Genomic DNA, 23750 nt, shown 5'->3' with positions numbered 1-23750 from the left:
CATATGCGAAACCCCAAGCACTCTGCGCCCACCAGGTCGGGCGCTATCATTTTCGCGCATGTCGAGGTTTTTTCATAGGGTTCACCAAGGATTATAGGATAAGATACGTCAAAGAATAGTAATCGACTTTTTAAACCTAACAAACAGGTGCTTTCATGCGTAACCTTCTTCTGGGTCTTTCTGCCTCGTTCATTGCGCTGCCCGCGTGGGCCGACGATTTCACCACGCCGCTAAATGTTACAGCCGCCACCATCTATTCCGAAGGGGCCAGCGTGACCTATCGCGCCGCTGTGGACCTGCCCGCTGGCAGTCACCGTGTATTGCTGCCCTATGATTTGTCCGGCTATAACTTCACGCCGCCGCAGCTAAAGGTCAGTGACGGGGTGACCATCGGGGCGATCAATTATCTGGACAATGTGACCTATGATCAGGATGCGTTGCTGTCGCCCGCCCAGGCCCAGGCCAAGGCGGCGGTTGAGGCCGCAAAGGATGCCATCACCGCAAAGCAGATTGAAACCCGCACGGTGAACCTGCAATTAGCCGCGCTGGACACGCAGACGGGGTTTTTGAAATCTGTCAGCGGTGGCGAACTGGCCAATGCCGATCCGACACAACTTCGCGCATTGGCGCAGATGCTGCGGGACGAGGCCGAAGCGACGATTGTGCGGCGGCTGGAACTGGAACAGCAATCGCGCGACCTGAACAAGGAATTGCGCGACCTGAACGATGATCTGGCCGAGGCCGAACGCCTGTTCGCCCGCCTGTCCTCACCCGCCGGTCAGGGCGGTATGATGGCCGTTTCGGTCGAGGTGACCACACCGGTCAGTGCCAGTTTCGAAGTGGCGCGGATTGTCGATAACGCGCGTTGGAGCGTCGATTACGATTTCCGTCTGGCCTATGGCGATGACCCGTCATTGACGGTTGAACGCAAAGTGGTGGTGGAACAGGGCACGGGGCAAGCGTGGGCCGATATTGATCTGGTGCTGTCCACCGCCAACCCGTTTTCGCAATCCGCGCCCAGCGATGCGGGGCGCAATCTGGCCACGATCTATGAAAATGCGCCCGTGGCCAAGCTATCCTCGACGGCACGAATGGCATCTGGAGCGGATATGGCCATGGCCGAACCGGTGATGGTTGAAGAAGCCGTCATCATGGCCTCGGCCCAATTCGACGGGCTAAGCCTGCGCTATGTCTATCCACGCAAGGTGACGCTGGAGAACAACGAAACCGTGCAACTGGTGCTGGACAGTTTCGATCTACCGGTCGAGACCAGCCTGCTGGCGATCCCGCGCAGGGATGAAACTGCATTCGTCATGGCGGCCATTACCAACGACACAGGCGAACCCCTGTTGCCCGGCATGGCGTCCTATTACCGCGACGGGGCCTTCATCGGCCGTAGCGATTTTGCCCTGATCCCCGCCGGGGCCGAAACCGACCTGCCCTTTGGCGCAATGGAGGGCGTGCGGTTGACCTATACCGCCCTGCGACAGGAAACCGGCGACAGCGGCATTATCACCACCAGCAACACCCGCGAGGATGTGGTGGAATTCGCCATCGAGAACCTGACCGGTAAACCACAAGAGGTGCGCGCGCTATACGCATTGCCCTATTCCCAGCAAGAGGATCTGGTGGTCAGCACCCGCATCCGTCCGAACCCGTCGGAAACAGATGTGGACGATGTGCGCGGTGTGGCGGCGTGGGATATGACGGTTGAACCGGGTGAATCCCGAACGGTGCGCCTGACCACTTCGTTAAGCTGGCCAAAAGACTTTATATTGAACTGGGCGCAGTAGCGAAACACAGATAGATCAGTGGGTGGTGCTGTTTTCCTCTTGACGGCACCGCCCCTGTCCCATAAATCCAGCCTCGGTCCGGCGGGGTAGCTCAGGTGGTTAGAGCAGCGGAATCATAATCCGCGTGTCGGGGGTTCAAGTCCCTCTCCCGCTACCAAAATTCTCTTATAAAACAAAGAAATACATTGGATCATGCCGTGCACTTGATTAATATCAAGGTGCATATGTTGCAACAGCCTACAGTCGCGCGCATGCAACATACCGAATCCAAGCCCGCCATTGCCGGTTTTTTGCAGCGACGCCCGCGTTGGGCGCCGCCTGCACCGCTATTTTTGCTGCAACCCGTGCTGCGCCGTATCGTGCATAGGATTGCCGAAAACAATCCCGATATGTTTGGCCGCCTGGGTCCGCATTACCGCGCGGTTTTTGTGATTGACCCGGTGAACCTGCCATTTGTCATGCTGCTGCGCCCTGATCCGGATGACCTGATGCTGGTGGCGCGCAGGCGTAATGAAATACCCGAACAGGACGCCCGGATTTCAGGCAGCTTTCTGGACCTGTTGATGCTGGTTGATGGCGATCTGGACGGGGACGCGTTGTTCTTTTCGCGCAACCTGACCATCACCGGCAATACCGAAGCCGTGGTTTGCCTGCGCAATGCGCTGGACGACATCGACAACAGCATCGCCGAGGAAGTGGCGGATATGTTCGGACGCCCCGGCCATGCGGCCCTGAGGGCCCTTAGACGTATAAACGAAAAACAGGAAACCCAATGATCAGACCGGAACTGGTTTGCCCCGCCGGAACCCCTTCGGCGATGCGCACCGCAGTGAATGCAGGGGCCGATGCGGTTTACTGCGGCTTTCAGAACGCCACCAACGCCCGCAATTTTCCGGGCCTGAATTTCACCGTGCCCGAACTGGAACGCGCTGTGGCCCACGCCCATGCGGGCGGCACCAAGGTGCTGCTGGCGCTGAATACATTTCCGCCCGCCGGCAAGGTGGATCTGTGGAAAGAGGCCGCGGATACAGGCGCGCGGCTGGGGGTGGATGCGTTCATTGTCGCCGATATCGGCGTGGCCGACTACATCGCCCACACACACCCCGATATCCGGTTGCACCTGTCGGTGCAGGCGGCGGCCTCGACCCCGGAATCGATCCGTTATTATTGCCGCGAATTCAATGTAAAACGGGTGGTTCTGCCGCGGATTTTGACGGTCCCGGAAATCAAACTGATGGCCGATGAAATCCCCTGCGAGATCGAGACATTTATCTTTGGCAACCACGGGTTGATGGTTGAAGGGCGTTGTTCGCTAACCAATTATATCACCGGTCTGTCCACCAACATGGACGGCGTTTGCTCCCCCGCCGCGCAGGTGGAATACATTAAGGACGACGCGGGCAACCTGTCGACCCGTCTGGGCGAATACACCATCGACTGTTTTTCCTGCAACGAAAGCGCCGGTTATCCAACCATATGCAAGGGCCGCTATCTGACCCCCGCGCATGACGGCCCCTATTACGCCTTCGAGGAACCGATCAGCCTGAACCTGTCCACCCTGTTGCCCGATCTGATGAAGGCCGGAGTGACCGCGTTGAAGATCGAGGGGCGGCAACGCTCCAAGGCCTATGTAAAATCCGTGGTCTCGGCCTATCGCAAGGCTGTGGACAGCATCATGGCGGGGCAAGACCCGCAAATCAGCGACCTGCTGGCCCTGACCGAAGGGCAAAAGGAAACGCAGGGCGCATTCAAAAGCAAAACATGGCGGTAACAATGAGCAAACTGACAATGGCGCCGATCCTGTTTCACTGGAGCGCCGAAGACAAGCTGGCCTTTTATCACCGGATTGCGGATGCGCCGGTGGATGATGTCTATCTGGGCGAAGTGGTCTGTTCCAAACGCGCCCCGTTTTTCGAAAAGCATTATGACGAGGTGGCCGACGCACTGACCAAAGCAGGCAAACAGGTTGTGTTTTCGACATTGGCCGAGGTGATGCTGAAACGCGAACGCCATATGATCGCCGGTTTTTGCGCGCTTGAGGATTTCCCGCTGGAAATCAATGACAGCGCCGCGTTGTGGCACCTGAATGACAAATCCTACCGCGTTGGCCCGCTGATGAATGTCTATAACGAGGATACGATGGCCTATCTGGCGGCACGCGGCGCCGTCCATTTCAGTCTGCCACCGGAATTGCCACGGGATTCGGTTGCAATACTGGCGGCCAAGGCCAAAGAGCTGGGCGCAACCACCGAGGTACAGGTGTTTGGCCGTCTGTCGCTGGCCCTGTCGGCACGCTGTTACCACGCGCGGGCACACGGGCGGATCAAGGACAACTGCCAGTTTGTTTGCGAGCAGGATCCGGACGGGATGCCGCTGAACACGCTGGATAATCAGGAATTCCTGTCGGTGAACGGAATCCAGACGCTATCGCACAGCTATCTGAACCTGATCGGCGAATTGCAGGATTTGCAGGATATGGGCGTAACCCATTTCCGCCTAAGCCCGCATACGGTGGATATGGTCGCCGTTGCCGAAATTTTCCGTGCGGTTCTGGATGGTGAAACCAATGCACAGGACGGACGCGCGCAACTGGATGCGCTGGACATACCGGCCCCGTTTGTAAACGGATTCTGGCACGGGCAGGCCGGACACCGCATGGTCGGGGCCTGATCCGGTCACGGTTGGTGTATTACCATTCATCAAATTGAAAAAGTGGTCCTGGCAGGGGCTGAGGGACTCGAACCCACGACCCTCGGTTTTGGAGACCGATGCTCTACCAACTGAGCTAAACCCCTAGGACCGTTGCAGGGATTACGGCACATATGGGGGGGAATCAAGGGGCTATGCGTAAAGAATCGGAATATCCCGACACTGGCGCCAATTTGCCTGCATTTCACGCGGGCGGCATTGTGCGGTTGGCATGGCTCATTATCGGGTGAGGTGAAAAGCCGGGGCCAACACAGCCCTGTGACGACACTTTAATGTGTCATAGCGCGATTATGGCAAGGTTCACATAGTGGGAACATAAAGCGGAGGTTATGTGTTTGCCGGTATCGCCTTGAAACAGTTGGGATTTGTTTGCGCAATACGGCAGCGGTTTTGACCCGCAAGTCGCCATTTCAGGTTTCAAGTCCAAATTGCCGTGAGTCGGCGTGTCCGCGATGTGATTTCCCTTATGACAGGCACGTTCCTAGCTTGGATGTATCAACAGGCCAACTGTTTAACCCGACACCAACCATGAAAAGGAACACGATATGAAACGCATCCTTACTGCCGCAACAATCGCCCTGACGACCCTTGCTTCATCTGCCTTTGCGATGGCGCCCACCGATGCCGAAATGGCGTTGATCAATCGCTACGCGCCATTGGCAGATGTTCACATGCTGTCCGATGTCCAGTTTTCAAAACTGATGGATATTATCAACAGCAATGACAGTGAAGGCAGCAAACGCCTGCGGGCCGGACTGGTTACGCAAGACACGAACGGGCTGTATTGGAATTAACCGCAACGACCCACCCACCACTTGCGAACGCCAAAGGCCGCCCCGTTATGGTGCGGCCTTTGATTCGTTCGGCAATGAATCAGTTTTGGCAGACGCCGTTGTGATAGCTGCCAACGGTGCGGATGACGGCATTGGCCGGTGCCTCGATCCGGTGACCGCTTAGTTCGCTGCGCAACACCCGTACCATCAGGTCTCGCAATTTGGTGACGCGGTAACATGAGATGGTGGGTTCCGCATGGCCATACCCAACCCCGCTGTCATCGGTCAGGAACAGGTAGCGCCCGTTGGTCTGAACCGCCGCCTGACGCATCAGGTATTCGGATTCAGCCGCAACACCGCTGGCCCCCAGCCCGAAGATCTGCACACCTTTTCTGGCGGCTTGCTGTGCTGCGGCCAGATAGGTGCGGGCGTCGCTGTCATGGGGCGGGGCGTCAGCGATGTGGAACATCAACCGTTCGCCTTTGCCGCGGCGCCAGTCAAGCGATGCACCGGCCATTAGCGCGGTAGCGGCGGCCTCGGGGTAGTCCCCGCCACCATTCGCCTGCTGTTTGCGCAGCCACGCCACCATTTGCGACTGGCGATTGGTAAAACCGTAATTGCGTACAACGTATTCGTCGCCATTGTCGCGGTAAACGATCAGGCCATAGCGGATGCTAACCCCGGGCGCACTGCGTCGGGCGGCCCCCACGATACCGCGTAACTCGCGGGTCAGCCATTCCAGTTCATCCCCCATGCTGCCGGTGGTATCCACCACAAAGGCCAGATCAAGGAATTCGGGCTTCCATTCACCCGCAAAGGGCAGCGCGATATGTTTGCGCCCGCCCGATGTGGTGATGCGCGTGGTAAATGCTTGCCCCTGCCCATCAGGGAAGGCCCGCAGTTCGACCGCATTCAATCGGCCTGCGCCCAGCACAGTCGGGAACACGGTGATGTTGCCATCCACGCCGGAATAACCGCTGTAAAACGGGTCCGCCGCACCTGGTCTGCGCAGGGTAATGCGCACGCCGGGGGCGGGTTTGCCATTTGAACCTACCAGTTGCGCCAGAACAGGTTTTGACAGGTTGGCGGCGGGCAGGTGGGTGGTGCGGCGGGCCTTGGCCAGATAGCGTTGAAAGGCGCCATAGTTCAGCGTGTCGTCAATATCACCGGCTGTGATAACGCCCCTGCGCGGGGTTCGTGTGGCGGGTTTGTAACGCGGCATGGTCGTTACGACCTTTGCCGCCGCAGGTGCAGGGGAAGGGGCTACGATAACACCGGCCGCATCCTCGACAACAACCGGTTCTGCTATCATTGCTTCTTCGTAAACTGCAGGGCTACAGGCGGCTAGAAATAATGCTGAAATGCCGGCGGCTGGCCGCAATAACGCGCGCCATTTCGGAGGGAAATGTAATGGATATCGGGCATGTAACATCGGGCTTCTCCGTTAATGTGTAAAACGCACATAACGTAAATCTCTTGCGGTGTCAATTAATATGTGTATATTACACATTATGATAAATCTGCTTGATCCCCTGTTTGCCGCCTTTGCCCGCCTGACCGTTGCGCGGGGTATCCTGTTCCCAGAATTTGCCGAGCGGATGAAACTGCATTACATCAATGCAGCCCGGTGGATGGCAAATGGCAAAGTCACCGACAGCCGCCTGTCTGTGCTGACCGGCCTTCAGCGCCGCGACATCGCCCGCCTGCGTGATTTCCGGCCCAAGCCGTCCAAACCCACCCATCTGTCGCGTCTTGTGGCCTTGTGGCAGACCGAGGCAACCTATGCCCCGGATGGCAAACCTCTGGACCTGCCCAAAAACGGCCCTGAGCCGTCATTCGAGGCATTGGCGCGCAATGTGCGCCGTGATGTCCATGCACGCACCATGCTGGACACGCTGGTCGAAACCGGAACCATCGAGGTTAACGATGCCGACCAGACAGTGCGCCTGATGCAACCCTCGTATCAGCCGCTGGCGGGGTCCGAGGACCAGTTGACCTATCTGGCGAATAATATCGGTGATCACCTGAATGCGGCGACTGACAATGTGTTGGGGCACCAGCCACCGCATTTTGAACGCGCGGTGCATTACACGCATCTAACGTCCGAACAGGTCGCCGAACTGAAGGCCGAGTTTGACGCGGGGCAAATGGAACTGCTGGAACGACTGGGGCGAAAAGCGGCGGCAATGAATAAATTGTCATCCGGTGATGCAAAGGATAGGTTCAGGGCAGGCGGATATTTTTACCGGACGACAGAGGGTGATTCATGAAACGGATTATTGGGGCGATCGTGCTGGCACTGGGCCTGACAGCATGCACAACTTATGAAGCCGTTGAAGAAGCCGTTGTTATCGAAGAACCCGCTTCTGTTGAACCGGTTGCCGGAAGCCTTAAATCGGATTGCACCCCGACTGATACCGATGACGGGATCGGCGGGACGGGCTGCAAGGTTGTTGACTAGTCATTGAATTAGCCAATAATCCCGTTGCAGGCCATGTAATAGCCTCTAAAACCAAGACTTTTGCAGCATCAACACGCCCGGAAAAGTGGTTATGTAATGACCCCGAACATTCAGATCCCGCAATGCAATGTGGCTTTGAAGTACCATCAAGGCAATCAGAACCGTTGGCGTTATTGCCTTGGGTAATTTCTCCCGAAACGTCTGATCCAGACGAGACAATATGGCAATTGCAATGAATACGTTCAGCAATGCAATCGCGATAAATCTCGAAATATCAAAAGCAACGAACAACAGGCTGATCGGGCTGATAATTGCCAATATAATAAAAGCGCGATCCAGAATTGGGCGATGCGCAATTGGTCGATTAAGAATCCAGAAAAACGCCAGTAATAGCACCAAGCCAGCAGCCCCGAAAACCACAAGCTGGAAGGTATAATACCACTTTGTCCAAACCGAATCCAAATGCCGTTCAACCCCGTCTGGAAAGTCTATCATTGGTTCCAGCGTGTCGATGCGAATATCGAAATCGAGACTTCTGGACTGCATCAGGCGAAGCAAACTATCGGCAACATCATATGAATGGGTGCCATATGCAAAAAACAGTGCAACCGCTATGGACGTTGCCACCAGCGGAAGAGCGGTAAGCATTGTTCTTTGAAGCATTGGCCGGGTGTCATTTTGCAACCAGATATTCAACATCACCAGCGGCACAAAAAAGGGCAACATGTTTTCATGAAACATCGCCCCGACGATACAAACAAGCGATGCAACAGCAACACGCGCCACGGAATCCATCGTAATGATCAATGATAATATCGCCAGTATCAACAGGATTCCATCCAGATACCCTGTGTCTCCGATAAGGGTTCCAAGCCCGGCAGAGAAAGAAAACAATACAAGTAATACGCCACCATTTTCCAATCGAGAGTAGCTTGACGATAAATAGGAAAACAAAACAGCCACAGTGGTAAGTGTTATGACTGCGGCTATTACATATGTGTTTTTCTCGGTAAGACCATGAGGGAAAATCCATACCAGTAATTCACCCAGCAATGCGCGTCGCTGAAATCCGGCTTCATACGAAAATAGAAACTGTGTTTGCGCCCAGGATAACGGTGGGGCCATTCGGGTGATGATCATTGCCAAAATAGATAAATACGAAATACGCCAGGCAGTAGTATATGAAATATTCATGCAATGATCCAATTAAGCGATACTATGATCTTCTACCATAAATGTATTTAAGGCATTAAAAAAGGCCACCAAAAATGGCAGCCTTTTAATTGTGTTATGTATCGTTGGATTACTCGATGATTTTGGACACAACGCCGGCGCCCACAGTGCGGCCGCCTTCGCGGATCGCGAAGCGCAGGCCGTCTTCCATGGCGATCGGCGCAATCAGTTCAACTTCGAACTTCAGGTTGTCGCCGGGCATAACCATTTCTGTGCCCTCGGGCAGCGTTACCGTGCCGGTTACGTCCGTGGTGCGGAAGTAGAACTGCGGACGGTAGTTCGCGAAGAACGGCGTGTGACGGCCACCCTCGTCCTTGGTCAGGATATAGGCTTCGGCCTCGAACTTGGTGTGCGGTGTAACCGAACCCGGCTTACACAGGATCTGGCCACGCTCGACACCGTCACGGTCGATCCCGCGCAGCAGAACACCCACGTTGTCGCCCGCTTCGCCACGGTCCAGCAGCTTGCGGAACATTTCAACACCGGTACAAGTTGTCTTGCTTGTGTCGCGGATGCCGACGATTTCGATTTCGTCGCCAACGTTGATCACGCCACGCTCGATACGGCCGGTCACAACAGTCCCGCGACCGGAAATCGAGAACACATCCTCGATCGGCATCAGGAACGGCTGGTCAACAGCGCGTTCAGGTGTCGGGATATATTCGTCAATCGCCGCCATCAGCTTCTTGATGGATTCTTCGCCGATTTCAGGATCGCGACCTTCCAGAGCGGCCAGAGCCGAACCAGGGATCACAGGGATGTCGTCGCCGGGGTAGTCATAGGAGGACAGCAGTTCGCGGATCTCCATTTCAACCAGTTCCAGCAGCTCTTCGTCGTCGACCTGATCAACCTTGTTCATGTAGACAACCATGTAGGGGATGCCAACCTGACGGCCCAGCAGGATGTGCTCGCGGGTCTGGGGCATCGGGCCGTCAGCTGCGTTCACAACCAGAATGGCACCATCCATCTGCGCCGCACCGGTGATCATGTTCTTCACATAGTCGGCGTGGCCGGGGCAGTCGACGTGCGCATAGTGGCGTGTCTCGGTTTCATATTCAACGTGGGCAGTCGAAATGGTGATCCCGCGTGCCTTTTCCTCGGGCGCGCCGTCAATTTCGTCGTAGCCTTTGAAATCACCAAAATATTTGGTGATCGCTGCCGTCAATGTGGTCTTGCCGTGGTCAACGTGGCCGATCGTGCCGATGTTAACGTGCGGTTTCGTACGTTCAAACTTTTCCTTAGCCATGGGTTTGGCGCCTCGTAATTGGGGGGCCAGGTGGCCCAGTTCATATAAAGCGGGGATTTATTGAGTTTGTGTCCTGAAATCAAGTGTCTGATTGCAGGTTTGCAAGGGGCGGCTGTTTTCGGTCACAGATGGCAGGGCCATGCTGATCCTGACGCCCTAATTGTTGCTGGCTGCCGCAGCCGGATCATCGACTTCGCGCACAACGCGCGGGGGCAGGCCGAACCATTCGGGGTTTTCCAGCAAATACCTCTGGATCAGACGCGCTGCATTACGCGACAGGTTGCGCATTTGCACAGCTTTGGAATTCCGTATTCCAGAACCAATGATAAAGGTGCTTTTTTCCGACCGTTCAAACACCGTTAATTGTTTGGGTTTGTCTGTAAGCCTTTTGCCGGTCCTGTCGTCAAAGACATTTACGCTGATGATCAGCACGGATTTCGGTGTTGCCACCATCGGCACGCCGGGAACCGCCAGAACATAGGCATCTACATGTGTACCGATGTGGAAATAGTGATCTCCGTTATAGTCGCCCAGACGGTCATTGATGGCTTCTTTTAATGCGGCTTCCCAATCATCGGGATCGGCCTTGCGCGACAAGGGGCCAGCCTGCGCATCATCGGCAATGACAATATTATGGCCCAGCAGGAAATCCCCCATCGGCAGGGGCGGTTCCTTTTCACCGGTCGGTGTGCCACAGGCGGCCAGCAGACCCAGAATAAATGTCAAAACAGTAATTCGCATCGTAGAAACAAACGTCATTCAAAGAATCCCTTCCAGCAACCTGTTCGGGATACATCAGCAAGCTGCGTTGCGCAATCTTGGCGAATTGCCAAACCCGTGCATCACACTATACTTGTGGCTATGATGCCCCAATCTACCCCCTCTATTCCCGTCAAGGTTCCATTGGTGACCGAACCCTGGGGGATTTTCCGTTCGCTTGCTGCCGCACGCCGCAATGTGCTGGAAATCCTGCCCGATCTTGCCACCCGCCAGCCGATGGTTTCGGGGAAAACCGGCAAGCGCTGGCATATGGTGATGGATCCGGATGCGCTGCGGCATATCCTGAAGGACGGGCTGCGGAATTATCCGAAATCGGATGTGACCAAAAACATCCTGCGTCCGGCAATCGGGGACAGCCTGTTCATTGCCGAAGGGGCGCATTGGCATTGGCAACGCCGCGCCGCCGCGCCTGCGTTTTCGCCCCGCAATATCGGCAATCTGGCCCCCGTGATGAGCCTTGCGGCCGAGCACGCCTGCGATAGGCTGGACAAGGCCCAAGGTGGCGCTGTCGATATGTTTGACGAAATGACGATGACCACCTTCGAGGTGATTTCCGACGTTACCTTCTCCGGTGACGAAGGATTTGACCGCGCGGCGATTCACAAGGCGATTGACAGCTACATAGACCAGACCGCCAAGATTTCTCTGCTGGATATTCTGGGTGTGCCCTCGTGGGTGCCGCGCCCGTCGCGGCTGATGTCCTCGGGCGCGTTAAGGCAGATGAAGCAGGTGGCCGACCGGGCAATCGAGAACCGCGCACATTCGGACAAACACGACATCCCAGATTTGCTGGACCTGCTGTTGTCCGGCGAAGACCCAGACACAAAACGCCGGATGAACACCGCCGAATTGCGTGACAACCTGCTGACATTCATTGTTGCGGGCCATGAAACCACGGCCCTGACGCTGGCCTGGGCGCTATACCTTTGCGCCTTTGATCAGCGTGTGCAGGACCGCGCAAGGGACGAGGCACAATCAGTTCTGAACGGACGCACCGCAACAGTGGATGACCTGCCCACGCTGCCCTACATCAGGCAGATCATCGACGAAGCCCTGCGCCTGTATCCCCCCGCCGCCATGCTATCGCGCACAGCGCAAGCGGCGGATGTGTTGTGTGATCGCGAAATCCGGCCCAAGGACACCGTGATGCTGCCGATCTATGCGCTGCACCGCAATCATTTGCTGTGGGACAACCCCGATGCCTTTGATCCCGACCGTTTTGTCGACCCTGCGCAGATTGACCGTTTTGCCTACCTGCCCTTTGGTGCCGGTCCACGGGTGTGTATTGGTGCGGGGTTCGCAATACAGGAGGCGGTGATCATACTGGCTACAATGCTATCGCGGTTCCGGTTTACTCCGGTTGCGGGGCGTGTTCCGAAGCCGGTGATGATCCTAACATTACGGCCCGAAGGCGGGGTGTGGTTATTGACCGAGCGGCTTTGAAATACGCAACCGTGTCGTATGCAGAAGCCTAGGCATCGAATGTCGGCGATGCGGACTTTGCTGCCGTTTGCCGCATTTGCGCCAATGGCTGCTTCCCAGAACCAACCGTTCAGAAATATCCACCTAAATTGGTGACAAAAGGGGGGCTTAAAGCACTTAGAACTGCTGACGCATCGCCGTGAGGGTTGAGCCTTTATCTGACGCCGCGGGAAGGTCCGTTCCCGAAACGAAGGATATCCTTGGCGCATCCCATGGTATTATCCCCGGAATCTTGCCTTCGAGGAAACTACGCTTTTCCTCTGGCTGAACACCGATCGACAGAGAGCCCGCAATGACCTGCGACCGCAGACGCCCCCAATAATGCTTTGGGCCAGACAAGGCGCCGAACGCTTTAAAGTTGTTCACCAGTTCGGTTAGTTCGTTGTCGGAAAGGTAAACACACAGACTGATACGGTCTTCAATTAAATAGACCAAGGATTGAAACTTAGGCAGCTTACTCTCATCCAGACTCTTTCCCAAAAATCGATACTGTGCTTCTACCTCATTGCGAGCCGCCTGTTCGCCTCCAGCACTGAAGTTAATCGAAAGTTTGAGGGACTTCAGCTTGAGTACCTCCTCGACTTCAAAATCAGGGTTAGGTCCGGTCATATCCGGTAAGAATTCATGCCACGCAGCATCGAAAGACAAACCGCCGCTGCCCCACCCGAACCCGCTACCCCAAAACGTCCACATCTAATCACCAAACCTTTGTGTAATTACCTAAAGCAAAAACGTGTTTCAGCCGTCCTGCTCAAGCAATCATAAATCGTTGTCCGGAAAGCAGTCAAAAGCTTTTCTTAGAACTGAGCGCTAACTTGACTTATTGGCCCAGCTATCGGAGTCGCGCGGTCAGAGGGTTAGTTATCCACTTCAAAACCAAAGCAGTGTTGCCTCTCCTACGTTTACGGACCTTGGCTCGTCACGCAACATCTGGCATTTTGGGCTCAAAGCCGACCTTATTTGCGCTTAACATCAATGACCGTTCGCCATTTTCAGAACTAGCCCTACATCGAGACATACACATCTGATGTTTCACCCTAAGTAAACTTGTTATCCCGCGGGAACCCGCGCGGGGCCATTCGACCGGCGCTGGCCCGTTTGCCGGTCCATTCCGCCAGTTCGGTTTCGGTCCGCGTCCGCCCCGCCGGATCAAGCCATGACAGCCCTTCCGCCAGATCAAAGGTCGTCGCGTCACTTAACCCGCCGTCCTTGTATTTCTGCAAACGAACCCCCTTGCCGCGTCCCATTTCGGGCAATTCGGCAATCGGGAACACCAGAACCTTGCGATTTTCACCAACACACGCGATGTGGTCACCCTGAACCACCCGACAGACCAGCGCCCGCACGTCGCCACGCACGTTCAGCACCTGTTTGCCGGTGCGGGTCTGGGCCAGCACATCGTCCTCGGCGGCGACAAAGCCGTCGCCAGCACTCGAGGCAACCAGCAGTTTGCGGCCCGGTTTATGGATGAACAGATCGACGATCTCGGCCTCGTTCGGCAGGTCCACCATCAGGCGCAGAGGTTCACCCATGCCGCGCCCGCCGGGCAGGTTGGCGGCGGACAAGGTGTAAAACCGCCCGTTGCTGCCAAACACCAGCAGGCGGTCAGTGGTTTCGGCGTGGAAAATAAACCGCGGCCCGTCGCCGTCCTTGAATTTCAGCTCGCGGTTCAGGTCGATATGGCCCGACATCGCCCTGATCCAGCCCATTTGCGAGCAAACCACGGTGATCGGCTCGCGCTCGATCATTGCCTCGATCGGCACGTCCTCGACCTCGCCGGCCTCGGCAAACAGGGTGCGCCGTGCGCCGCCCTCGTAATCCTTGCCGAATTTCTTGCGGGTCTCGCGCAGCTGCTCGGAAATCTTTGCCCATTGCAGGCCCTCGTCTTCCAGCAAATCCTCAAGCTCGGCGCGTTCGATCATCAGTTCGTCACGCTCGCGCACCAGTTCGATTTCCTCCAGCCGTCGCAAGGACCGCAGGCGCATATTCAGGATGGCTTCGGCCTGCACTTCGGTCAGGGATGGCTCCTCGTCCTCGCCAATCGGCGCACGACCGGCAAAGGGGGAAACGTAATCCTTCTCCGACGTGGCGCGCGGGTGGTCGCGTGACCAGTCCTCGAACATCAGCGCCTTTTTCGGGTCGTCATCGTAGCGGATAATGTCGATCACGCGGTCCAGATTGAGGAAGGCAATGATGAACCCTTCCAGCACTTCCAGCCGGTGGTCGATTTTATCCAGCCGGTGCTGGCTGCGCCGTTGCAAAACATCGCGGCGGTGGTCCAGAAAGGCGCGTAGCACCTCTTTCAGGCTACAGACCTTGGGGGTCAGCCCGTCAATCAGCACGTTCATATTCATGCTGAAACGCACTTCCAGATCGGAGGTTTTGAACAGCATTCCCATCATCACATCGGGATCGACATTCTTGCTGCGTGGCTCCAGCACCAGACGGATATCATCGGCGCTTTCATCGCGCACATCGGCCAGAATGGGCAGTTTTTTAAGCTGGATCAGCTCGGCCAGCTTTTCGATCAGTTTCGATTTCTGCACCTGATAGGGAATTTCGGTGACAACCACTTGCCACTGCCCGCGCCCCAGATCCTCGACCACATAATTGCTGCGCAGCCGGAACGACCCGCGACCGGTGCGATAGGCCTCCAGGATATTTTCCTTTGGCTCGACGATCGTGCCGCCGGTGGGGAAATCGGGGCCGGGGATGTAGTCCAGCAGGGTTTCGTCGCGCACATTCGGGGCCTTGATCATGTGCAGACAGGCGTTGCACAATTCCTCGATATTATGTGGCGGGATGTTTGTGGCCATGCCCACAGCAATGCCGCTGGAACCATTGGCCAGAAGGTTCGGGAATGTGGCCGGTAACACAACGGGTTCAGTCAGGCGACCATCATAATTATCGCGAAAATCCACAGCATTTTCACTTAGCCCTTCCAACATTGCCTCGGCGATATCGGTCATCCGTGCTTCTGTATAGCGGCTGGCGGCTGGGTTATCGCCATCGATATTGCCAAAATTCCCTTGGCCGTCCACCATCGGGTAACGCACGTTAAAATCCTGTGCCAGCCGCGCCATGGCATCGTAAATCGCCATATCCCCATGTGGGTGAAAATCCCCCATGGTATCGCCGCTAATCTTGGCAGATTTTAAAAATCCGCCCGTAGAATTCAATTTCAAACGGCTCATGGCATACAGGATACGCCTATGCACAGGTTTCAACCCGTCGCGGGCATCCGGCAGCGCGCGGTGCATAATAGTGGACAGGGCATAGGTTAGATACCGGTCACCCAGCGCGTGGCGCAAAGGTTCGGTGATTTCGCCTGTTTTTTCTTTGTTGTCTGAACTCGTGTCACTCATACCGCCCGTGATAACCGCGCCACAGGTCAAGGACAAGAAACAATGGTAACTTTACGCGATGGTCCCGAATCCTGTAGAAAGTGAGTCGCACAAGTAACAAGTTTTCGGGGCCTGCCAGCCCTTGGGGTGGAAAAATGATACGCTTAACTTTATTTTTAGGCGGCTCTATATGGGCCGTTATGGCCTTTGCGCCTGAATTTGACGAACCGGTTTTTACCGAAGTCACACCTGAAACCGCACCCGTTGTGGTGGCCGCGGATCAGCCCGTAGCGGCGCCCGCGCCAGAAGTCACGCCTGTTGCCATGATCACACCGGTCGCGGTTATGACGCCTGTGGCTTCGCCGGAACCCACAGCGGAACCGGTTGTTGCCGAAGCCGTGGCCGAGGTTATGGCCGAAGTCGAAGCAGAAGCCACCCCCGCACCGGAACCCGAGCGCATCATCTGGTATGTTACCGGATCACGCGTGAATGTTCGCGAAGGGCCTTCGACCAATTACACCGTTCTGGGCAAGGTTCTGTATGGCGATGCTGCCGAGATCATTTCCGACCCTAACGCTGATTGGGTGAAAATCCGCATCGAAGGTGACGGTGTTGAAGGCTATATCGCAAAACGGTTCATGACGGATGTTGATCCGCTGGGGTAGATAGCTACCCCCGTTTGAACGGACCATAAGAGGTCATTATCTCGATATCCTCGTCCACGGCTTCGCGTTCGTGGTCCAGAAACTGTGCCACAGCGGCACGGAATCCCTCGTCCGCGATCCAGTGTAGCGAATGGGTGGCGACCGGCAGGTAACCCCGCGCCAGTTTGTGTTCGCCCTGCGCGCCGGCCTCGACCCGCGCCAGCCCCTGTGCAATCGCGAAATCAATGGCGCGATAATAGCACAGTTCGAAATGCAGGGCGGGGTGGTGCTCGGTGCAGCCCCAGTAACGGCCATACAGGGTATCGGCCCCAATGAAATTCAATGCGCCGGCCACCCAGCGCCCGTTGCGTTCGGCCATCACCAGCAGGATGTCGTCGCGCAGGGTTTCAAGGGCGATATCGAAAAACGCGCGGGTCAGATAGGGCGTGCCCCATTTGCGCGCACCGGTGTCCTGATAGAAATCCCAAAAGGCGGCCATGTGATCGGGCGTGATCCGGTCCCCCGTCAGCATATGGATAGAACCGCCAAAATCCTGTGCCTGCCGCCGTTCGCGCCGGATGTTCTTGCGTTTGCGCGATGACAGCGAGGCAAGGAAATCGTCAAAGCTGCCGTAGCTGTCATTGACCCAGTGAAACTGCGAACCGGTCCGGTGCATCAGCCCCATCGCCTTGCCCGCTTCGGCCTCGGCTTGGGTGCAGAAGGTGATGTGCAGCGAGGAAAGCCCGTTTTCCGCCGCCAGCTGCACCGCCCCCTGTATCAGTGCCGCTTGTCCCATCTCTGAAAAACCGTCGCGCACCAACAGCCGTCGTCCTGTCACCGGCGAAAACGGCACCGCAATTTGCAGTTTCGGATAATACCGCCCGCCTGCCCGCATATAGGCGTCGGCCCAGCTGTGATCGAACACATATTCGCCCTGACTGTGGGATTTCGCATAGCAGGGCGCCGCTGCGATCAATTCACCGCCCAGATAGGCGGTCAGGTGGCGCGGTTGCCAACCGGTGCCCGCACCCACCGATCCGCTGTCCTCCAGCGCTCGCAGAAAACGGTAGCTGGTGAACGGATCATCCGCCCCCGCGCAGGCATCCCAGTCATCGGCGGGAATGTCGGCAAGGCTGTTCAGGATGCGGATTTCGATTTGTTCGGGCATAGGGTTAACTGTGGCGCATCCATCCGTCGGGTCAAGGGGCTGGTTTTCCGGCGGCAGGTTTGCGATGTAGAGGGACAGGAGGCCAATCAGATGAAAATCACCCTGCTTTGCGAAAACGAAGTCTGCGATATGCACTGGCTGGCCGAATGGGGCTTTTCGGCGTTTATCGAATATGGCGGGCAGAAGATCCTGTTCGATACCGGATTTTCCGATGTCTACCGCCATAATGCGGCACGGGCGGGGGTTGATCTGGACAGTGCCGATTTCGTGGCGCTTTCGCATTTCCATAATGACCACACCGGCGGTTTGCGCCATCACGGGTTTACGGGGCGCAAGAAAATCCTGATGCACCCGCGGGTGTTAAAGGAACTGGCCAACCCGAAAAGCAAAAGCTTTGCCAAGGGGTATCGTGAAATTCACCGTATCCTGACGCAGGATTTCGACGTAGTGCCAGCCAAGGGCGCCACCGAGTTTACCAAAGGGGCATTCTTTCTGGGTGAAATCCCGCGCAGCAATGATTTCGAGGCCGGTGAATTTGATGGCGACTCCATGCCCGACGACACCGCGCTGGCCTTTCGCACCGATAAGGGCGCGGTGGTGGTGACGGGCTGTTCCCACGCCGGTATCTGCAACATCTGCGACTATGCCAAACAGGTCACCGGCCAGCCGCTCTATGCCGTGATCGGCGGCTTTCACCTGCTGGCCGAGGACAACCCGCCGCTGGATGAAACCATCGCATATTTCAAAGCCGAAGCGCCCGAGGTTCTGTTGCCGATGCACTGCGTCGATTTCCCCGCGCTGGTGGCGTTTCACAATGAATTCGGTTCGCGCAAATATGCTGCGGGGGATGTGATCGAACTGTAGCTAAACCCGCTCGTAGACATCGCTATAACGCACAATGTCGTCTTCCTCCAGATAGCCACCGGTCTGCACCTCGATCAAAACCAGCGGCTGTTTGCCGGGGTTTTCCAACCGGTGCTGCGCGCCCTGCGGGATATAAACGGCCCCGTTTTCACGCACCCGCCGCACCCTGCCACCTACCGTTACCCGCGCGGTGCCCTCTACCACGATCCAGTGTTCCGCGCGGTGCCGGTGGCTTTGCAGACTAAGGGATGCGCCGGGGTTCACCACGATCTGTTTCACCTGATACCGCTTGCCCCGCTTCAGGCTGTCAAACCGCCCCCACGGCCGCACATCGCCAGTAAAATCCCGCGCCTGTTTCGTTGCCTGCGCTTGCAGTATGGTAACCGCTTCTTTCACCCGTTGGCTGTCGGATTTGCGTGCCACCAGCACCGCGTCATTCATCGCGACCACGACAAAATCGTCCAGCCCGATCCCGACCAGTTCCACCCCGCCGGTTTCCGAGCGCAGCAAGGTATCGTGACAATCAATCGCCGTGGCGCGGTCCGAGGTGACATTCCCCGCCCCGTCCGGCCCGCTTTCTTGCCAGACCGCGTTCCAGCCGCCCAGATCGGACCAGCCGCCGGAATAGGGCATCACTGCCAGATTGCCGGCCCGCTCCATGATCGCATAGTCGATCGAGACATCCTCGACCTTGCTCCATGGGTCTTCGGCCAGAGTGGTAAACCCTGCTGCCTTCTGTGCCTTGACCACCGCATCCTGAACATAGTCTAGCATCTGCGGCGCGTGGGTGCGATAGGCGGCCAGAATGGCCTTGGCGGTGAACAGGAAAATCCCCGCGTTCCACAGGAAATTCCCGTCGGCCAGCATCTGTTTTGCCCGCGCCAGATCAGGCTTTTCAATAAACCGCGCCAAGGCTTGCGGTTGATCCCCGTTCGCCTTGCCACCTGCCGCCAGCTCCAGCCAGCCGTATCCCGTTTCCGCCCGCGTTGGCGCAATGCCGAATGTCACCAGATCTCCGGCCAATGCGCGCGGCATAGCCGCTTCAACCGCCTGCCGGAATGCCTCTGCATCGGGGATCATATGGTCCGAGGGCAGCACCAGCATCAGCGCGTTTGCATCCCGCTTCGCCAACCGCAACGCCGCGGCCAGAACCGCCGGTGCCGTGTTGCGCCCCGCAGGTTCGATCAACACATCCTGCGCCGCCATTTGGATGGCAGCCAGTTGTTCCGCCACAATGAACCGCACCGGCGCGCCGGTCACAATCATGGGCAAGGCATAATCCTGCGCCGCCACCCGCCGGAGGGTGGATTGGAACAGGCTTTCCTCGCCCATCAAACGGGCAAACTGTTTGGGATAGCTTTTGCGTGAAAGCGGCCACAGCCGCGTGCCATTGCCACCGCACAGGATAACGGGGTGTATCGCTGGTTGGGGCATGGCGGGACTCTTGGTTGATTAAGGGTTAATCAACTATAAATGGTAAACTGATTAACAATTCGTAAATCAGGGAATGTCCCGCCGTCATGTATGGTTAAACTCGGTGTTTATCCGCCCCATGTCGGGTGGAATTTTCCAGCCGGTGACAGGGTGAAAATCTCGTATCCATCCGCCGTCACCCCGATCGAATGTTCAAACTGCGCCGACAGCGATTTGTCGCGGGTCACGGCGGTCCAGTCGTCCTTTAGAACCTTGGTTTCGGGGCGGCCCAGATTGACCATCGGCTCGATGGTGAAAATCATACCTTCTTCCAGTACAGGGCCGGTGCCTGCACGGCCGTAATGCAGAACATTGGGCGGCGCGTGAAACACCCGTCCCAACCCGTGCCCGCAGAAATCACGCACCACAGACATCCGGTTGCCTTCCACATAGCTCTGGATTGCGTGACCGATGTCACCAAAAGTATTGCCGGGCTTGACCGCCTCGATCCCTTTCATCAATGCGTCATGGGTGACCTGAATCAACCGCTCGGCCTTGCGCCCCAGCTTGCCGGCCACATACATCCGGCTGGTATCACCGAACCACCCGTCAACAATCACGGTCACGTCGATATTCAGAATATCGCCATCCTTGATCCGCTTGTCACCGGGGATACCGTGGCACACCACATGGTTCACCGAAATACAACTGGCGTGCTTGTAGCCTTTATAGCCAATCGTTGCCGAAACCGCGCCGGCATCGTTCACATAATCCTCGATGAACTTGTCCAGCTCGCCGGTTGTCACACCGGGCACCACCAGCGCGGTCACCTTGTCCAGAATTTCCGCCGCCAGTTTTCCTGCCGCATGCATCCCTGCAAAATCGCTCGGCTGGTAAATCCGAATACCGTCTTTGGTGACGCGCCCGCCGTTGTCTGTCACAGCCGTTCTCCTGCTTGTTTCGCCCTAGATAATACAGCCGCAGGCAAACTTCCAGACACCCCCTTCCAAATGGCTCAAATATCCCCGCGGGAGGCATCAACCCTCGATCACCTGCACGGGTTCTGCCACCCAAACACCCTCGGGCGAAATCCGCGTGCCGTAACAAATCACCTCGACCCCTGCCGCCCGCGCTCCGGCATAGGCCTTCGCATAAGCCGGATCAATATCACCGGCCAGCGTGAACCGGTCGCAATCCGTGCGCTGCACCAGATACAGCATCACCGCCCGATGCCCCGCCTGCACCATCCGCGCCAGTTCCGCCAGATGTTTCGCCCCGCGCGCCGTCACCGCATCCGGAAACTCGGCCAGCCCAGCCTGCCGCATCAAAGTTACGCTTTTCACCTCGACATAGGCATCCGGCAACCCGCCCCCTTGCAGCAGAAAATCAATGCGGCTGTTTTCACCATATTTCACCTCGGGCCGCACCACGTTATAGGCGGCCAGTTCCGGAACCACCCTGTCCTCAAGCGTCGCCCGCACTGCACGGTTGGGCACGCCGGTATCGACACAGACAAAGGCACCATCGGGAAATTCAACCAGACGCCAGCCATATTTCAGCTTTTTCTTTGGATCATCGTTTGGCTCCAGCCACACCTTCAGCCCTTCGTCTTTTAGCCCCATCATCGAGCCGGGGTTGGGGCAATGGGCCACCACCACTTGTCCGTCCGCCAGCCGCACATCGGCCAGAAAGCGTTTGTAACGGCGGATCAGGGTGGCGGGGACAAGGGGGGTTTGAAAGCGCATGGGTTAGGCATATATCTGTTCGCAGAAGCGCACAAGGAAAGCACGATGATGAACCCAACTGCCGCCATGCTGGTGATCGGCGACGAAATCCTTTCGGGGCGCACGCAGGACACCAACACGCACCATCTGGCCGGCGCGCTGACAGGGCACGGGATTGATCTGAAAGAGGTGCGCGTGGTGCCTGATGATACAGGTGCGATCATTGCTGCCGTGCAATATCTTTCGGACCATTACGACCATGTGTGTACCTCGGGCGGAATCGGGCCGACACATGACGACATCACCGCCGATGCCGTTGCCGCAGCCTTTGGCACACCGATTGATGTGCGCGACGATGCCCGCGCCCTGCTGATGGCGCATTACGAACAGGCCGGTGTTGAAATGAACGAGGCCCGCCTGCGCATGGCCCGTATCCCCGACGGGGCGGAATTGATCGAAAACCCGATTTCGGCCGCCCCTGGTTTCACCCTGAAGAATGTGCATGTGATGGCCGGTGTGCCGATGATCTTTCAGGCGATGGTGGCCTCTCTGCTGCCCACCCTGTCGGGCGGCAAACCGCTGCTGTCCAGAACCCTGCGCCTGATGCAGCCCGAAGGGGTGATCGCCAAACCGCTGGCCGCTCTGGCGGCGGAATTTCCCGATCTTTCGTTCGGATCCTATCCGTTTTACAGCAACGGCACCTACGGCACCAACATTGTCGGACGCGGCACCGAAGCCTCTGAACTGGACGCTGCAATGGCGCGTCTGGCCGCCCTTTTCCCGATGGATGGAACATGACGCCGCAAATCCTGTATCAAACCACCGATGCCACATGGCCCGCTGCCGAATATCTGACCGTGGGCAACTGGACCATCCGGCGTGGTGATGGCGGGGGGCAGCGGGTATCGTCGGCCACTGCCAACGGTCCTGTAACGTCCGAAGATATCAGTGTTGCGGAACAGGCGCAGGATGCCTTGGGGCAACCGCATCTGTTCATGATCCGGCAGGGGGACGAGGCGCTGGATGCCCTGCTCGAGGCCAAAGGCTATCGCATCAAGGATCCGGTAAACCAGTATGCCTGCCCCGTTGAAACCCTGACCAAAATTGCCCCCGAACGTCTTGCCGCCTTTGCGGTCTGGCCACCGCTGGCCATCATCAATGAAATCTGGACCGAACAGGGGATCGGCGCGGGACGTCAGGCCGTGATGGCCCGCGCCAGGGGGCCGAAAACCGCCATCCTTGCCCGCCAGAACGACCGCGCCGCCGGTGTCGCCTATGTGGCCATCCACGGCACCACCGCCATGCTGCATGCGCTGGAAGTCGTGCCCGAGCAGCGCAGGCAGGGCGTGGCCGTCAACATCATGGGGGTCGCGGCAAAATGGGCACAAGATAACGGTGCCACCGGTTTCAGCGTGATTTGCCTGCGCGATAATCTGCCCGCAAACCGGCTGTATGCTTCCCTGGGGATGGAAAATGTGGGATACTACCACTACAGAATAAAAGATCAAAAATAAGGGCTTAGCAGGTTTGACAAAAGATATGAAACGACCGATCGCCCTCGACCTGCCCATGGTCGAGCCATTACCCGAGGGTACACAGAAATATTTCGACCTCTGCACCGATAAACTGGGGCTGATCCCAAATGTTTTGCAGGCCTATGCCTTTGATATCGACAAGCTGAACACATTTGCGGCGCTGTATAACGACCTGATGCTGGGCGACAGCGGGCTGACCAAACTGGAACGCGAGATGATTGCGGTCGTGGTTTCGTCGATCAACAAATGTTACTATTGCCTTGCGGCGCATGGTGCTGCGGTGCGGGAATTGTCGGGTGATCCGATCCTCGGGGAAATGATGGTAATGAACTATCGCGCCGCCGATCTGGACGCCCGCCAGAAGGCGATGCTGGATTTTGCCGCCAAACTGACCGAGGACAGCGCCAGAATCGAAGAACCCGACCGTCAGGCGCTGCGCGATGTCGGGTTCAGTGATCGCGATATCTGGGATATCGGTGCGGTGGCTGCGTTCTTTAACATGACGAACCGCGTGGCTTCGGCCTCGGATATGCGCCCCAATGACGAGTATCATTCACAAAGCCGATGAGTATCCGAACCTT

Annotated in this window: 23 protein-coding genes and 2 tRNA genes; 14 read left to right on the top strand and 11 right to left on the bottom strand. The window is 57.0% G+C overall.

All coding sequences use genetic code 11. The annotated features are described in order from the left end of the window. The first annotated feature begins 155 nt into the window (after positions 1-155). From BAR1_RS16825 to ubiV, 5 genes are all read left to right on the top strand, one after another. The gene (locus BAR1_RS16825) at positions 156-1793 is read left to right on the top strand and encodes a mucoidy inhibitor MuiA family protein (protein ID WP_118944097.1); all 1638 of its coding nucleotides are present in this window, start codon (positions 156-158) and stop codon (positions 1791-1793) included. A gap of 80 nt (positions 1794-1873) precedes the next feature. Continuing rightward, positions 1874-1950 (top strand) — tRNA-Met (locus BAR1_RS16820). Positions 1951-2044: 94 nt separating this feature from the next. Beyond that, positions 2045-2569, top strand: a complete 525-nt coding sequence (ubiT, locus tag BAR1_RS16815; RefSeq protein WP_118944544.1) for a ubiquinone anaerobic biosynthesis accessory factor UbiT — start codon at positions 2045-2047, stop codon at positions 2567-2569. Next, the gene (ubiU, locus tag BAR1_RS16810; protein WP_118944096.1) at positions 2566-3564 is read left to right on the top strand and encodes a ubiquinone anaerobic biosynthesis protein UbiU; all 999 of its coding nucleotides are present in this window, start codon (positions 2566-2568) and stop codon (positions 3562-3564) included. The genes ubiT and ubiU overlap by 4 nt, the downstream gene beginning before the upstream one ends. 2 nt (positions 3565-3566) lie before the next feature. Further along, complete coding sequence (gene ubiV / locus BAR1_RS16805) at positions 3567-4463, top strand: ubiquinone anaerobic biosynthesis protein UbiV (RefSeq protein ID WP_228408606.1); 897 nt, start codon at positions 3567-3569, stop codon at positions 4461-4463. Positions 4464-4512: 49 nt separating this feature from the next. Here ubiV and BAR1_RS16800 read toward each other — a convergent pair. Further along, positions 4513-4588 (bottom strand) — tRNA-Trp (locus tag BAR1_RS16800). 459 nt (positions 4589-5047) lie between these two features. On the opposite strand from BAR1_RS16800, the gene BAR1_RS16795 reads away from it, so the two are divergent. Further along, positions 5048-5296 carry a hypothetical protein gene (locus BAR1_RS16795; protein WP_118944094.1) on the top strand — a complete coding sequence of 83 codons (249 nt, stop codon included), beginning with the start codon at positions 5048-5050 and terminating at the stop codon, positions 5294-5296. Positions 5297-5375: 79 nt separating this feature from the next. Here the strand turns inward: BAR1_RS16795 and BAR1_RS16790 are convergent, their stop codons facing one another. Then, entirely contained in the window at positions 5376-6587 is a 1212-nt protein-coding gene (locus BAR1_RS16790) for a vWA domain-containing protein (RefSeq protein WP_162891825.1), read from the bottom strand. Positions 6588-6786: 199 nt separating this feature from the next. Here BAR1_RS16790 and BAR1_RS16785 point away from each other — a divergent pair, with 199 nt between their 5' ends. After that, a complete protein-coding gene (locus BAR1_RS16785; RefSeq protein WP_118944092.1) occupies positions 6787-7545 on the top strand; it encodes a DUF6502 family protein in 759 nt (252 codons plus the stop codon). Further along, positions 7542-7736, top strand: coding sequence for a lipoprotein (locus tag BAR1_RS16780; protein WP_118944091.1), 195 nt, complete (start codon positions 7542-7544; stop codon positions 7734-7736). Before BAR1_RS16785 ends, BAR1_RS16780 begins: the two co-directional genes overlap by 4 nt. A 45-nt stretch (positions 7737-7781) precedes the next feature. On the opposite strand, the gene BAR1_RS16775 is transcribed toward BAR1_RS16780, so the two are convergent. The 3 genes from BAR1_RS16775 to BAR1_RS16765 form a co-directional block, all read right to left on the bottom strand. Beyond that, positions 7782-8930, bottom strand: a complete 1149-nt coding sequence (locus tag BAR1_RS16775) for a hypothetical protein (protein WP_162891824.1) — start codon at positions 8928-8930, stop codon at positions 7782-7784. 109 nt (positions 8931-9039) lie between these two features. Further along, a complete protein-coding gene (tuf, locus tag BAR1_RS16770; protein WP_118941211.1) occupies positions 9040-10215 on the bottom strand; it encodes an elongation factor Tu in 1176 nt (391 codons plus the stop codon). A gap of 156 nt (positions 10216-10371) precedes the next feature. Further along, positions 10372-10974, bottom strand: a complete 603-nt coding sequence (locus BAR1_RS16765) for a hypothetical protein (RefSeq protein ID WP_118944089.1) — start codon at positions 10972-10974, stop codon at positions 10372-10374. Between the two features lie 102 nt (positions 10975-11076). On the opposite strand from BAR1_RS16765, the gene BAR1_RS16760 reads away from it, so the two are divergent. Beyond that, on the top strand, positions 11077-12438 hold the full coding sequence (locus BAR1_RS16760; protein WP_228408604.1) for a cytochrome P450: 1362 nt from the start codon (positions 11077-11079) through the stop codon (positions 12436-12438). Between the two features lie 156 nt (positions 12439-12594). Here the strand turns inward: BAR1_RS16760 and BAR1_RS16755 are convergent, their stop codons facing one another. Together BAR1_RS16755 and BAR1_RS16750 are read right to left on the bottom strand one after the other, a co-directional pair. After that, positions 12595-13125, bottom strand: coding sequence for a hypothetical protein (locus tag BAR1_RS16755; protein WP_162891823.1), 531 nt, complete (start codon positions 13123-13125; stop codon positions 12595-12597). Positions 13126-13514: 389 nt separating this feature from the next. Further along, complete coding sequence (locus BAR1_RS16750) at positions 13515-15842, bottom strand: DNA topoisomerase IV subunit A (protein ID WP_118944542.1); 2328 nt, start codon at positions 15840-15842, stop codon at positions 13515-13517. A gap of 179 nt (positions 15843-16021) precedes the next feature. Between BAR1_RS16750 and BAR1_RS16745 the strand changes: the two genes are divergently transcribed. Further along, the gene (locus BAR1_RS16745) at positions 16022-16486 is read left to right on the top strand and encodes an SH3 domain-containing protein (RefSeq protein ID WP_118944087.1); all 465 of its coding nucleotides are present in this window, start codon (positions 16022-16024) and stop codon (positions 16484-16486) included. A 4-nt stretch (positions 16487-16490) separates the two neighbouring features. Here the strand turns inward: BAR1_RS16745 and BAR1_RS16740 are convergent, their stop codons facing one another. Further along, positions 16491-17633 carry a GNAT family N-acetyltransferase gene (locus BAR1_RS16740; protein WP_118944086.1) on the bottom strand — a complete coding sequence of 381 codons (1143 nt, stop codon included), beginning with the start codon at positions 17631-17633 and terminating at the stop codon, positions 16491-16493. Between the two features lie 90 nt (positions 17634-17723). Between BAR1_RS16740 and BAR1_RS16735 the strand changes: the two genes are divergently transcribed. Next, entirely contained in the window at positions 17724-18497 is a 774-nt protein-coding gene (locus BAR1_RS16735; protein ID WP_118944085.1) for an MBL fold metallo-hydrolase, read from the top strand. Here BAR1_RS16735 and BAR1_RS16730 read toward each other — a convergent pair whose 3' ends face one another. From BAR1_RS16730 to sfsA, 3 genes are all read right to left on the bottom strand, one after another. Beyond that, positions 18498-19931: a mannose-1-phosphate guanylyltransferase/mannose-6-phosphate isomerase gene (locus tag BAR1_RS16730; RefSeq protein ID WP_118944084.1), complete on the bottom strand. Its 1434-nt coding sequence runs from the start codon at positions 19929-19931 to the stop codon at positions 18498-18500. It lies immediately after the preceding gene. 107 nt (positions 19932-20038) lie between these two features. After that, positions 20039-20851 (bottom strand): type I methionyl aminopeptidase, encoded by an 813-nt coding sequence (map, locus tag BAR1_RS16725; protein ID WP_118944083.1) that lies wholly within the window; start codon positions 20849-20851, stop codon positions 20039-20041. 96 nt (positions 20852-20947) lie between these two features. Beyond that, positions 20948-21655: a DNA/RNA nuclease SfsA gene (gene sfsA, locus BAR1_RS16720; protein ID WP_118944082.1), complete on the bottom strand. Its 708-nt coding sequence runs from the start codon at positions 21653-21655 to the stop codon at positions 20948-20950. Between the two features lie 45 nt (positions 21656-21700). Here sfsA and BAR1_RS16715 point away from each other — a divergent pair, with 45 nt between their 5' ends. Genes BAR1_RS16715 through BAR1_RS16705 form a run of 3 tightly spaced genes read left to right on the top strand, consistent with a single transcriptional unit; the run spans position 21701 to position 23737 of the window. Continuing rightward, positions 21701-22432 carry a competence/damage-inducible protein A gene (locus BAR1_RS16715; protein ID WP_118944081.1) on the top strand — a complete coding sequence of 244 codons (732 nt, stop codon included), beginning with the start codon at positions 21701-21703 and terminating at the stop codon, positions 22430-22432. Then, complete coding sequence (locus BAR1_RS16710; RefSeq protein ID WP_118944080.1) at positions 22429-23148, top strand: GNAT family N-acetyltransferase; 720 nt, start codon at positions 22429-22431, stop codon at positions 23146-23148. The genes BAR1_RS16715 and BAR1_RS16710 overlap by 4 nt, the downstream gene beginning before the upstream one ends. Before the next feature lie 25 nt (positions 23149-23173). Then, a complete protein-coding gene (locus tag BAR1_RS16705) occupies positions 23174-23737 on the top strand; it encodes a peroxidase-related enzyme (protein WP_118944541.1) in 564 nt (187 codons plus the stop codon). Positions 23738-23750 lie beyond the last annotated feature (13 nt).

The organism is Profundibacter amoris (assembly GCF_003544895.1).
Taxonomy (GTDB): domain Bacteria; phylum Pseudomonadota; class Alphaproteobacteria; order Rhodobacterales; family Rhodobacteraceae; genus Profundibacter; species Profundibacter amoris.
Note: the sequence above shows the minus strand (reverse complement) of the source record. Positions and strands in the feature narration are given on the sequence as shown.